11 protein-coding genes and 1 pseudogene are annotated in these 12608 nt (G+C 69.8%); 5 read left to right on the forward strand and 7 right to left on the reverse strand.

The features are described 5' to 3' along the window. Positions 1-81 precede the first annotated feature (81 nt). Positions 82-1242, forward strand: coding sequence for an oxygenase MpaB family protein (locus ACZ4YY_RS35495; protein ID WP_468299248.1), 1161 nt, complete (start codon positions 82-84; stop codon positions 1240-1242). Positions 1243-2285: 1043 nt separating this feature from the next. Here ACZ4YY_RS35495 and ACZ4YY_RS35500 read toward each other — a convergent pair. The 3 genes from ACZ4YY_RS35500 to ACZ4YY_RS35510 all read right to left on the reverse strand — a co-directional run bounded on the left by ACZ4YY_RS35500 (position 2286) and on the right by ACZ4YY_RS35510 (position 5555). After that, positions 2286-3503 carry a hypothetical protein gene (locus ACZ4YY_RS35500; protein ID WP_468299250.1) on the reverse strand — a complete coding sequence of 406 codons (1218 nt, stop codon included), beginning with the start codon at positions 3501-3503 and terminating at the stop codon, positions 2286-2288. 449 nt (positions 3504-3952) lie between these two features. Then, a complete protein-coding gene (locus ACZ4YY_RS35505; protein WP_403868136.1) occupies positions 3953-4429 on the reverse strand; it encodes an NUDIX hydrolase in 477 nt (158 codons plus the stop codon). Between the two features lie 406 nt (positions 4430-4835). Further along, entirely contained in the window at positions 4836-5555 is a 720-nt protein-coding gene (locus ACZ4YY_RS35510; protein WP_468299252.1) for an IS6 family transposase, read from the reverse strand. A 68-nt stretch (positions 5556-5623) separates the two neighbouring features. On the opposite strand from ACZ4YY_RS35510, the pseudogene ACZ4YY_RS35515 reads away from it, so the two are divergent. Both ACZ4YY_RS35515 and ACZ4YY_RS35520 read left to right on the forward strand, forming a co-directional pair. Further along, a pseudogene (locus ACZ4YY_RS35515) lies at positions 5624-6383 on the forward strand (NF041680 family putative transposase); the annotation flags it as partial. 42 nt (positions 6384-6425) lie between these two features. Continuing rightward, positions 6426-6674, forward strand: a complete 249-nt coding sequence (locus ACZ4YY_RS35520; protein WP_468299253.1) for a hypothetical protein — start codon at positions 6426-6428, stop codon at positions 6672-6674. 72 nt (positions 6675-6746) lie between these two features. Here ACZ4YY_RS35520 and ACZ4YY_RS35525 read toward each other — a convergent pair whose 3' ends face one another. From ACZ4YY_RS35525 to ACZ4YY_RS35540, 4 genes are all read right to left on the reverse strand, one after another. Beyond that, positions 6747-8912, reverse strand: coding sequence for an MMPL family transporter (locus ACZ4YY_RS35525; protein WP_468299255.1), 2166 nt, complete (start codon positions 8910-8912; stop codon positions 6747-6749). Positions 8913-8917: 5 nt separating this feature from the next. Beyond that, positions 8918-9190 carry a hypothetical protein gene (locus tag ACZ4YY_RS35530; RefSeq protein WP_468299257.1) on the reverse strand — a complete coding sequence of 91 codons (273 nt, stop codon included), beginning with the start codon at positions 9188-9190 and terminating at the stop codon, positions 8918-8920. A gap of 150 nt (positions 9191-9340) precedes the next feature. Further along, the gene (locus tag ACZ4YY_RS35535) at positions 9341-10024 is read right to left on the reverse strand and encodes a response regulator (RefSeq protein ID WP_468299259.1); all 684 of its coding nucleotides are present in this window, start codon (positions 10022-10024) and stop codon (positions 9341-9343) included. Between the two features lie 8 nt (positions 10025-10032). Beyond that, positions 10033-11211: a sensor histidine kinase gene (locus ACZ4YY_RS35540; protein WP_468299261.1), complete on the reverse strand. Its 1179-nt coding sequence runs from the start codon at positions 11209-11211 to the stop codon at positions 10033-10035. Between the two features lie 175 nt (positions 11212-11386). Between ACZ4YY_RS35540 and ACZ4YY_RS35545 the strand changes: the two genes are divergently transcribed. Both ACZ4YY_RS35545 and ACZ4YY_RS35550 read left to right on the forward strand, forming a co-directional pair. After that, complete coding sequence (locus ACZ4YY_RS35545; RefSeq protein ID WP_468299263.1) at positions 11387-11812, forward strand: hypothetical protein; 426 nt, start codon at positions 11387-11389, stop codon at positions 11810-11812. A 425-nt stretch (positions 11813-12237) separates the two neighbouring features. After that, positions 12238-12608 (forward strand): IS110 family transposase (locus ACZ4YY_RS35550; protein ID WP_468299265.1); only part of this gene is annotated, 371 nt, incomplete at its 3' end.

Below are 12608 nucleotides of genomic sequence, written 5' to 3' on the forward strand. Positions count from 1 at the left end.
CGAACAACGGCAGCCACACGGAAGCCGCCTCATGCCCACGACGGCACCCCGCTCTCCCGAGCACGACCAAGGAGCCCTGTGATGAGCTACACCGAGGCATCGATGGACGCCCTGCGCCAGGCCGGTGACGAACTCGCCGACGCCACCGTCGCCACCCTGTTCGAGCGCGGCGAGGTCGGCACGTTCAACACCCTCATGCGGTACGTGTCCACCGCTGGTGCTCCCCTGCCCGACAGGCTGCCCGACGTGGCCCGGGAATACCTCCGGGCCACCAGCGCCCCGCCGGCCTGGGTGAACTGGGCGGAGATGGAAAAGGCCCGCCTGTTCTTCATCGACAACAACGTGCACATCTCCACCGCGCTGTCGTTCGCCTCCATGCCGGCCTGCTACGTCGTCCCGCACGTGGCCAGGCTGCTGTCGGCCACCCACGGACTGAAGTACCCCTCCAAGCGGATGGCGGAGACCGGCCAGTTCACCGTCTACCTCATGCAGCCCGGCGCCTTCGAGACCGGCAGCCGCTTCATCCCGGCCGCGCAGAAGGTCCGCCTCCTGCACGCCTCCATCCGCCACCACCTCCAGCGCGAGAACCGCTGGGACACCACCACGCTGGGCGTGCCGATCTGCCAGGAGGACATGATCGGCGGGCAGATGTTCTTCTCGCTGCTCGTCCTGGACTCGCTGCACCGGCTCGGCATCCACATGTCCACCGAGGGCGCCGAGGCCTACTTCTACGCCTGGCGAGTCGTCGGAGCGATGCTCGGCGTCGACCAGGACACCGTCCCCGAATCACTCGAGGAGGCCCGCCAGTTCCTCGACCTGTACATGATCCGGCACATGGGGCCGTCCGCGGAGGGCGCGTATCTGACCCGGCAGCTGATCGACCTGTACGAGGAAGTCGTCCCCGGCACGTTCTTCGACCCGATCGTCTCCGCGCTGATCCGCCACCTGATCGGCGACACCTGCGCCGACTGGCTCCAAGTCCCGCGCGGCCGGTGGGACACCGTCGTCAAAGCAGTCCCTCACCTGCTCGGCGTCCTGGAAACCATCGAGGACCGCTCACCGCTCGGCGCCTGGGCACTGGACCGCCTCGGCCACCTCACCACGATCCTCGAGCTGTCCTCACTCACCCGCGGACGCGTCATGCACTACGCCATCCCCGAACAACTGAAGAACGACTACGGCGTCACCGGCACCGTGCCCCGCGCCCACCGCTGGACACCACCCGCACCCAGCATCACCTGACACAACCCAGCCAACTCCCCGGTCACAACGACCGCGACTGAGTGGGGACGAGGCCCGACTGCCATCACCGCGGGAATTCACCGTTGCGTTGACGAGAGGCAGCAGCGCGCCCTGGAGCTGTCCGCGCCGACCAGCACCATGACGCGCGCCCTGTTGCACATCGACGCGCGGCGTGGTCCCATCACGACGGCGACACCGGGCAGGCGTGCCGACGTACGATCGCCGCCCTGACGGCGCTGCCGACGGACTACCGCACCGGCCTGGTCCGCCGCCGCACCCTGGACCTGCTCGAGGCGATCCCCGCCCAGCGCCACCGCGAACGCGCCGTACGGGAACTGCGCGACGTCGTGGCCGACTGAGAACGACGGCTTCCACAACGGACGGGCCAGGCCGGTTCCGCCGCAGTGACAGCAGTCGCCCTCCCCGGGCCAACTGCCCGCACCGATGTTGCCGACGGCGTCCCGCAGGAGCCGAGCGAGGCCCTCTACAGAGCGTTGTGCAGCGGCAATTCCTGCCGCACGCCGACCATGAGCTCCAGTGCGACGTCGGGCACGAGAGCGTACTTGCCGAGCCCGCCGTCCCTGCGAGGCGGCGCGACACGTCGACCACATCGTGAAGGCGGCACACCGGCTCATCCTCGAACAGTTCCACCCGCGCCGACAGGAGGATGTCGTTCGGATCCGCGATCGACAGCCGTGCCGATGGCCGCTCGAACGGCACCCTGAGGCCGACCGGCTCGGGATGGGCTGCGTGGAGACGGGCCATCGCGTGCCACAGGTTTCCCGGATCGCCGTACCTGAACGGCACGTCAGTGTTCTGCTGCCTACTGAGCCTCATGGCTGCCTTCCGGTTGATGACGTCGGAGTCTGAGTACGCCGTGCCAGGGCGCAGTGCGCGCGCCCTGACCCTCGTCATCCCGCCGGGTAGCGCGGCGACTTCGGGAGCCGTCCCGCGAGCAGCCCCGCGACTGCGGCTCGGGCGCGCCCAGGTCAGGTCTGCTGCCGCACCGGGCGGCCGACCCAGCCGGGCCGGGCCCGCCGCCGTCAGGCCCGTCGGCGGAAGCGTCCGCGGAGCTTGCCCGGCTCCTGGTCGCAAGCATCCTCCGTTTCCGGCGGCGCGGTTGCCTGGCGGCGGGCGGCATCGGCTGCGGCTTCCGTCGCCGCGACGTCGTCGGCGTGGCAGGTGCCGCACACCGACAGGTCCCCGGCGCTCCAGGCCGTCCGGTGCGCGGTGGTCTCCTCCCAGCGCTGGTCGGTGAACTTCCTTCCGCACCGCTTGCACACCGGTCGTCGCGCCTCCCGCTCAGCGGCACGGCGCCGCTCGTGCTCCGCTTCGGCGCGGGAGTACTGGCGGTGGTAGAGAGCGTCGCCGTCGGGGTTGTCGAGCGCGTCTGTCAGGGTCTGTTCGTCCTTGCGCCCCAGGCGCCGCCACACCGCCGCGTCCGCGCCGTGCTCCTGGAGCTGCTCCAGGGTGGTGAAGACGACCGGCACGGCCTGGCTGTAGTCCTTCGCCGTGATCGCCTCTCGGTAGTAGGTCTCGTACCGGCGCGGCGCCCAGTAGCGGCGGCCGGTTTCCTCGAGGACCTTCACGGTGTTGTCGACCTTCGCCTCGGTGGTGTGAGCGAACACGAACGCGAGTGGCACCAGGCCCTCCCGGCCGGTCTGCGGATAGCCCCGGCGCCACAGCCGCTTCTCGTGGCCGACATCCTCGATCGCGGCCGGCTGGGAGCGGACCAGGTTCACGGTGTGCTTGTCCGCGTCCGGTACCAGCAGCCGGCCCCACTGCCAGTACCGGCGCAGCTTGTGCACCAGGTCGTCGGCGTCCTCGGTACGGAGGTCGATCTCTAGCAGCAACACCGGCATCCGGGCCGCTGGCGCCCGCACCACCAGGTCCGCCCGCTGCACGTACCCGTCCGCGAGCCGGTGCGGGATCTCGGTGGCGAAGCCGAGCCGGTGCCCAATCCCGGCGCGGTGAAGTTCGGCGGCCGTGGAGGTGACCGCTGCGGCGTGGTCGTCGTAGCTTCCCCCGAGCAGTTCCCCGGTGACCGGGTCGTACTTCTCCTTGCGCAGCGCTGAGACCCGTATGTTCTTCGGCTTCAGCAGCTGCTTCGCCTCGCGGTGTCCCCGTTCGGTGAGCACCCATACCTGTCGCTGGTCGTCTTGGACCGATTCGATCCTCACCAGTCGGTGGTCCTCCAGATCTAGGAGGGTGTCCCGCGTGAGCTTGTCGTGCTGGTTGTCCGGACGGGTCAGCTTCCACAACTGGTCGGGCGTCGCCCGCTGGAAGATCCCCAGCGCTTGCAGCAGTTCCCTCCGCCTGGGCTCTGTCGAGTTCTTCCTGTGAGTAGGACGCCTTTGGACATGAGGGTTGTCGGACCTGCGGCGACCCCCTGTCCGCCGGGGGTGACCTGCAACAACGCTCGAATCTTGGCGACGGGACGCGGAGGGGGTGATGGAGGGGTCTACGGAGGGGGTCTGTTCCGGTTCGTCGGCAGTGCTCGCCACGGGGTGCTCCTGGAGGTGGGGCGGGCCGATCCCGCCGTGCACCTTCTACAGGTTGGGTTTTCGGCTCGCGTGTGACGCCGATCTTGAGAAACCTGCCGGTCGTGACCTCATCGTGATCAATGCGGATGTCCGGTGACAGCGAACCTTGACCGCTTGCCACTGAACATTGACCACTGCTCGATGGTGCAGTGGCGTCGGCTGTTGGGCTACCGGGTGAGCGCGGCGAGGTAGGCGTCCAGGGGCTGCACATACCCTGGGAGGCGTTCGAGGAGGTCCCACCAGCGGATGGCCGAGATCTCCTCGGTGGGCTCAAAGGCGCGGATCTCGGCGCAGGATCCTGCGTACAGCGCCAGATATTCGGCTCGCCGGTCAGGCGCCAGCACGAACCGTGCGTAGCCGATGAACCGCAACCGTTCGTCAGGCTGCTGCCCGCTCTCCTCCAGTAGCTCGCGCGCGGCCGCCTGGCGGGGGGTTTCGCCCTCTTCGACGCTCCCGCCTGGAAGCTCCCAGGACTGACGGTACCGATCGAAGACCATGAGGACCCGACCGGCTCGCCACAAGGCCACCAGCGCCGCCGGCAAAGGGGCGTCCTGCGGCGGCGCTGCCTCGCCGCCCCGCGCGAACGAGATCAAGGAGTTGCCACGGCCATCGGCTGCAAGCGGTTCATCCGTGGGGTAGGCCATGGTCGGATGCTTCCCCGAGCGACTCCGCGAGAAGCCCTCCGCCCCCGCGCTCCGGCCGGTCAAACTTCAGTGGCACACGGTCAAGGTTCGCTGTCACTGGACAGCGGAGAGAGGGTTTCCGCCCTTCTGGTGGCCGGCCTCTGTCCACAGGGCGGGGCCCTCACCGTAGGGCGATCGGCCGGGCGCAGCAGGCACCCGGCCAGCGAACAGAGGGAGCCGTCACGGAGACGACGTCGCTGAAGCCCCAGCTCGCCCCGGAGCAGATCCGGCGGGCCGCCGACTACGTGGAGTTGGTCTGGCGGGGCCAGGGCAGCGAGGAAAGCAAAGTTGGGCGCTGTCACGTTGTTGGGTGCGTAGGTGTCTGATGGTGTGTCGTGGCCTGGTGGAGCCCGGTTCCGGGCTGTGCTCAGGCTGCGGTGGCGAGGCTGGCGACGCCGGTGATCTGGTCCCAGATTGCGAAGCGGACGGTCATCTCGGCTCGGTAGTGGTGTGCGGGCATCCGGTGGCGGCGGGGTCGGAAGTGGGGCGAGATGCCGCTGAACGCGGAGAGGAACCGCTGTGCTCCGCCCACCGAGCGGACGCCTTTCATCGCCCGTTCGCGCTGCCTGGTGGGCTGGTGGCTGTTCTCCGCCCGGTTGTTCAGGTACTTCGACTGCCGGTGCTCGACGCAGGGCATGACCTCGCGGTGGGCGGCGCCGTAGGAGCGGAGCTTGTCGGTGACGATCACCCGCGGCACCGCACCGGTCCTCTTCAATGGTCTGCGGAAGAAGCGTCTGGCCGCGGCCTTGTCCCGGCGGTTCTGCACGAGGATGTCCAGGACGTTGCCGTCCTGGTCGACGGCCCGCCACAGGTACTTCTGTTTCCCATTGATCTTGATGAAGACCTCGTCCAGGTGCCACTTGTCCCCAGGCCGAGGCTGCCGGCGGCGCAGCGCGCCGGCGTAGGTCTGCCCGAACTTGCCGCACCAGCGGCGCACCGTCTCGTACGAGACCACGATCCCGCGCTCCAGCATCAGCTCCTCCACCTCGCGGAACGACAGCGGGAAGCGGAAGTGCAGCCACACACAGTGGGAGATCACCTCGACCGGGTACCGGTGACCCTTGTACGACAGCGACACGGCCCCCACAGACAGCCCTCTCCCCGCCTGATCAACCAGAAGATCATCCCACCCGATCAACCAACGTGACAGCGCCTGGCTGCGAGTTCGTCTTCGGAGGCCCCGCCGGCTGGGGCTGTGAGCAGGCCGTGACGGTCGCCGAAACCCGCCTCTGCGGCAAGGCGACCGCGCAGGCGTGGGACCGGCTGCACCTGCGGCTGACCCGGCGGGCGGCCTGGCTCGACCATGACGGACTACTTCCCCTCGTCGAGGGCACCGTCATCCGCCTGGCCGTGGAGAAGCTGCCGTCCGGCGGGGTAAACAAGCCGGTCTGGCTGTGGTGGTCGGGCACCGGCGCCAGCGCAACGGATGTCGCCCGCTGCTGGCAGTCCTTTCTACGGCGTTTCGACTTGGAGCATACGTTTCGCCTGTTCAAGCAGACTCTCGGGTGGACCAAGCCCCGGCTTCGCAGCTCGGAGGCGGCCGACCGATGGACGTGGCTCGTGATCGCCGCCTATGTACAACTCCGGCTCACCCGACCGCTGGCCACCGGCCTCCGTCGCCCCTGGGAGAAACCAGCCGAGCCGCACAGACTCACCCCTGCCCGTGTCGGGCGCGGGTTCAGGAACCTGCGCCCGAAGACCGGCTCCTCGGCCGGTGCACCCAAACCGTCTCGCCCGGCCAGGACGACCACCGGGCGCAAAGAACCGCCGCCCGGCCACCCGCCACCCGGCCACCCGCCGCGACGTGGGCCGCATTCTGGCGACCGGCGAGGCGTACAGCCGCCCTACCCACCACAAGAAGGGCACCAAGCCCCGTCGTTCAAGGGGCACTGACAGCGCAGACAGGGCCCCGTAGGGTGCTTGACGCAGGACGGCGTGATCTTCAGCGGGGGCGCTAATGACAGGCGGCAACAAGTCCGGCACGGATATCGGCGACGGCCACATTGGGCTGGCCGTGACGATCATTGCCTTGGTCGTCATCGCTATTGCCTCGGGCCCTCGGTGGGCTTTGATCGTCGCGGGATGCTTCACCGCCTGGTTCCTCCTGGCGTTGATCGTCATCCATATCAGGGGCGGACGAGGCGGAGAGGCACTTGGACGAGCCTACGTCGCCACCTTCTGGGGGGGCGACTACATCAGTCCCTGATGTAGTCAAACGACAAGCTCAGTCCCTCCCCACCGCGTTGTGAGTCCTACCGTGAGCCCCGCCCGTCTCCGGTCACTCGTGGGTCGGCCGTTCCAGTGCCACCTTCGGCAGGTGTCGGGCCAGCGGAGCGGGCAGCCACCAGGCGCGGGGGCCGAAGAGTTGCATCACGGCCGGGACGATCAGGCAGCGGATCACCACGGCGTCGAGGAAGACGGCGACCGCGAGGCCGAGACCGAACTGCTGGAGCATGCGATCGGGGCTGAGTACGAAGGCGGCGAAGACCACGATCATGATGGCCGCCGCGGCCGTGATGACCTTGCCCGTGGCTGCCAGGCCCTCGCGGACCGCGAGCGAGTGGTCGTGTGTCCCCTCCCATTCCTCATGGATGCGGGAGATGAGGAACACCTCGTAGTCCATGGAGAGGCCGAAGACGATCGCGAAGATCATCACAGGGATGAACGCCTCGACGGGTCCCGGCTGTACCCCGAACCAGCCGTGCTGGAAGACCAGGGTGATCACGCCGAGCGCGGCGGCGATCGACAGGAGGTTGAGCAGGGCGGCCTTCAGGGGGATCAGAACGGAACGGAAGACCAGCATGAGCAGCAGCGCGGACAGACCGACGACGATGGCGACGAAGAGCGGTATCCGGGCCGAGACGGAGTCGGCGAAGTCCTGGGCGGCCGCGGTGGGCCCCCCGACCAGGTAGTCGGCGCCGGTGCGTTCGGCGAGCCGGGGCAGGACATCGTCGCGCAGGGTGTGAACGAGGGCGGCGGTGCCCGCGTCCTGTGGTGAGGTCGTGGGGAACGTGATGACGGTGAACACGGTGCCGTCCGTGGAAGGCAGCGGTGGCGTGGCGGCGGCGATGCCCTCGGTACGGGTCAGGGTGGTCCGCAGTTGCTCGGCGGCGTCGGCATCGCCCCGGCTGACCACGAGCAGCGGACCGTTGAAGCCGGCGCCGAAGCCCTCGGCCAGCAGGTCGTAGGCCCTTCGGCTGGTGGACGATGCAGGGTCGTTACCCGCGTCGGCGAAGCCGAGGCGCATGCCGAGAGCCGGGGCGGACAGGGCCAGGAGGGCCATGACGGCGGCCAGCAGGGCGGGCAGCGGGCGCCGCTGCACGGCGGAGGGCAGCCGCCGCCAGCGCACGCCCTCTTCCCTGCCCTTGGCTTGCGCCTTGGCGGAGCGCGTGAGTACGTGTCGCTGGATGCGGTCGCCGAAGAGCGCGAGGAGAGCGGGCAGCAGGGTCAGCGAGGCGGCCATGGTGACCAGGACGGTCAGCGCGACGGCGACGGCCACCCCCTGGAGGGAGCCGAGGCCCAGGGCGACCAGGCCGAACAGGGCGATGATGACGGTGCACCCGGCGAAGAAAACCGTACGGCCCGCGGCATCCAGGGCGGTTCGGGTGGCGGTCTGCCGGTCCGCGCCGCGGGTGAGTTCGTACCGGTAGCGGTAGAAGATCAGCAGCGCGTAGTCGACGCCGACGCCGAGGCCGACCAGCATCATGATCGGCGGAGTGAAGTCGGCGACGGTGAAGACGTGAGAGGCCAGCGTGATCAGGCCGATCGCGCCGCCGACCGCGAAGAGCGCGGTGACCAGCGGCAGCGCGGCAGCCACCACCGATCCGAAGAGCAGTACGAGGATGACCAGGGCGGCGAGCATGCCCGCGCCTTCGGCGCCCCCGCCGCTCTCCTCCTCGGCGCCGCGCACCGCGTCCCCGCCGACCTCGACCCGCAGTCCGTCCTGGGCGGCCGACTTGGCAGTGTCGACGATCCGCGCGACGTCCTCTTCGGGGACGTCCTCGGCCTTGGCGTCCAGGATGACGGTGGCATAGCCGATGGTGCCGTCCTCGGAGACTGCGTTGGCGTCCGCGTAGGGGCTGCGGACGTCGGCGACGCCGGGCAGGCCGCGCACCCGGTCGAGGGTCCGCACGATGGCCGGGCGATCACCGCTCAGTCCGTCCCTGTCCTGGAAGACGATCTGGACACTGCCGCCCGCCTGCGCGGAGCCGTGCCGCTTCAACAGGTCGGCGGCGGCCTGGGAGTCGGTGCCGGGCAGGGTGAAGTCGTTGCGGTAGGCGCTGCCCGCGCTCCGGGCACCGACGGCGATGACCGCGACGGCGAGGATCCACAGGAGCAGAGCGCTCCAGCGGTGGCGCTGGGACCACAGGGCCAGACGTCCGAAGACACCCGCCCGGTCGGTGGTGGGACCGGTGATCGCGATCATGTCGCGTGCTGGTGACATGGCTTTCACCGGCCTCGGTGGTGCGAGCGGCGGTTCTGCTCGGCGCGGCGGACGGCTATGACCGCACCGAGCACGGCGCAGATCAACGGCACGGCGACAAATGCGGCCAGCAGCACGCCGCCGGTGGCGGCCACGTCGAGGGCGCGGCCGAGTACGAAGGCGGAGAAGGCGCCCACGGTCTCGGTCACCAGGAAACCGGCGGCGCCGCCGGCGAGGAGGCCGACGAGGGCGGCCGGGGCCTTGGCGGAAGGCGGGTGGACAGGGGAGCGTGTACTCATGTCCCGCAGGGTCCGGCTGCGGCATGCCACGGCGCATCGGCCTGCGGCGGACACCTGCCTACCCCGCCGGTTGCGGTCTCGGCGCCCGGCTTACACCGCTGGTGGGTTGTACGCCGCCGCGTTCCGGCTCTACCAGTGGTGGCCGACCGGCTATGCCGGTGGTGGCCGACCGTTCAGCCAGCCCGGGCGGACCATGCCGGACTCGTACGCCAGGACCACCAGTTGGGAACGGTCACGGGCGCCCACTTTGGTCATGATGCGGCTGACGTGGGTCTTGGCCGTCGCAGGGCTGAGGACGAGGCGGGCGGCGATCTCGTCGTTGGTCAGGCCGGCGGCGACCAGTTCCATCACCTCCCGCTCGCGGTCGGTGAGGGCCTTGAGGCGCGGGCCGGGCTCCGGTGCCTCGACCCGTACGGCGAACTCCGCGATCAACCGGCGTGTGACGGAGGGGCTGATCAGCGCGTCGCCACGCGCCGCCACCCGTACGGCGTGCACCAGTTCCTCCGGCTCGGTGTCCTTGACGAGGAAGCCGGTGGCGCCGGCGCGCAGCGCGCCGTACACGTAGTCGTCCAGGTCGAAGGTGGTCAGGATGACCACCTTGATGCCGTCCAGGCGTGGATCACCGGCGATCTGCCGGGTCGCCTGAAGGCCGTCGACGCCGGGCATGCGGATGTCCATGAGCACCACATCGGGGCGCAGGGTGCGGCAGGAGGCCACGGCCTGCTCGCCGTCGCCCGCCTCACCGACCACCTCGAAGTCGTCCTCGTCCTCGAGGATCGAACGGAACCCGGCACGTACCAGGCGCTGGTCGTCCGCCAGAAGAATCTTGATCACGGCCCGGTTCATGAAGGGGAACGCGCTCCGTTCGTAGAGGTGTTCGTGCAGGGAATCCAGCCCCGTACGGTGAATCCGCCGCCCGGCCCGGGCCCCGCGGTCAGTTCGCCACCCAGCGCGTGGGCCCGCTCGCGCATCCCGCGAATGCCGTTGCCCGGCGCTGCGCCGTTCGCGACCGCCGGCCCCTGCCCGTTGTCGGTGACCTCGACCGTGACCTGCCGCGCCTCGCGATGGATGCCGACGGTGACGACTGTCGCATGGGCGTGGCGGCTCACGTTGGTGAGCGACTCCTGAACGATGCGGTACGCGGCCAGGTCCACCTCGGTGGGCAACTGCTCCCGCTCGCCGCTGAACCGCACACGGACGTCGAGTCCGGCGAGCCGTGCGGATGCCACCAGCTCGCCGAGACGGTCCAGTCCGGCCGTGGGCGCGACGGGCGCCCTCTCGTCGACCTGCCGCAGCACCCCGAGGGTCGCCCGCAGCTCCCGCAGGGCGTCCCGGCTGGTGTCCTTGATCGCTCCCAGCGCGTCCTGCGCGCTCTGTGCGCCGTTGTCCGGGTTCTTGCGCAGACGGCGCAGGGCAGCGGCGGACTGGACGTTGATGAGCGAGAGGTGATGGCCCACGACATCATGCAGTTCACGTGCGATACGCAGCCGCTCCTCAGTCGCGGCGCGCTCCTCGCTCTCCCGGGCGAGGGCCAGGCGGTTGTGCCGCACCGAGCCCAGTGCGACCACTCCGACCAGCCATCCCGTCAGCATGAACACGGCGACACCGTTCACGTCGTGGTTTCCCGCGAGTGTGCCGATGCCGGTCGCGATCACGGTCAGCGCCGCCAGAGCGACGGCCGCCTGGAGGTGTCCCCGGGCGGCGACCACGTAGAGCGCGACGACGAACGCGACCATGAGAGGACCGTCGTAGACGCTGACGAGGTAGTAGGCGGCCGTGGCGGCCAGCACGAACGCGGCGACGGCCACGGGACGGCGGCGGCACAGGTACAGGGCCGCGCAGGCGGCGACGATCAGTGTCCAGCCGACGACGGTCGCCGACCAGGACTCCTCCCGCTCACCGATGAGCGACCTCAGACTGCCCACCGCCACCGGCACGAAGACCCCACAGGCCAGGGCGGCATCCGCCGCACGGCCGCGCGGAGGGCGCGGCCGGAGACGTGAGACAGCACCGAGGGCCATGCCGTCAGCGTAAGCGGCCGTGACCCCGGCGCCCTCCTCCGCGTGGCGGAATCGCGCGGGCCCCGCCTCGCAACCACCGTGGTACGCACCCCCGTCGGGCCACAACCCATGGGGTACGGCACCTGCCCGCCGCAGACCGACGCCCGGGCGGTATCCCTTCCCCGACGATGAAGCCGTGAACGCAGATCCCCCTCTCCCGATCGTCCAGCGCCTGCGCGGCGTGAACCGGCCGCTGGTAGCCGCCCTGACCGCTGTCGCGCTCGTCCGGCCCCTGTTCTCCATCGCCGGCTGGAGCGACGCTCTCGGGAAACCCCTGACCCCGGTGCTCCTCACCCTGGCCATCACACTGACCTGGATCCTCGCGGCCGGTCTCAGCCGCGTACGCGACCCGCTCATGACCCTCGTGGTCACCGGCGTGGCGTACGCATTGGCCGCCCTGATCCTCAGCGCGGCCCTCTCCCCACTCCTGACCGGAAAACTCCAGGGCCCCCTGGCCCAGCCCCAGGCGATCGTCCCGCTCTTCCTCGTCAACGCCGCCTGGGGAGCCTTCTGCGGAGCCTGCGCGATGGGGCTGCGCAGGGTGCGTGTCATCCGCCGCTGAGCGCGAGCGCCTGGACTGGGCAGGAGTCACGAGTCGGGCCCTGTCGACCTCGAGCGAGCGACAAGGCGCTTCTGCCCTGGCGACGAGGACGCCTTCCTCGGCTGGGGTACGTCATCCCTCTCCGCCGCTCCCCAGCCACCACCCGACCCGCCACCAGGAGCACTACCCCGTTATCTTCTTCGCGGTCCTGCAAGGGGACCGCTGACCTCCGGGCCCGGCATGACTGTTGCCCCCTGTCGAACGGATGACCTGGGGGGTGGTGTCACCGGGCCCGAGGGGTGCCGTCGGAGACGCTGATCAGAGGCCCGACCACCGCCTGGCCGGGCGCAATGCCCAGCCGTTCGTAGGCGGCAGGTCTGCATAACGTGGATGCGCGTGAACGGCCCCGACGCCGAGGCCGGCATCGCATCGAGACACGTGGGGGCATGGTGGTCGACATCGACGCAGTGGGTGTCTTCCTTGGCCTGGACGTCGGCAAGAGCACACATCACGGCCACGGGCTGACCCCGGCCGGCAAAAAGGTCTTCGACAAGCAACTGCCCAACAGCGAACCGAAGCTGCGCGCGGTGTTCGACAAGCTCCGGGACAAGTTCGGCACCGTCCTGGTGATCGTGGACCAGCCCGCCTCCATCGGCGCCCTGCCACTGACCGTCGCCCGCGACGCAGGCTGCCTGGTCGCCTACCTGCCTGGCCTGGCGATACGTCGGATCGCCGACCTCTACCCCGGCGAGGCCAAGACCGACGCCAAGGACGCGGCCGTCATCGCGGACGCAGCCCGCACCATGCCGCACACTCT

It is taken from the genome of Streptomyces sp. NPDC030143 (assembly GCF_055573695.1).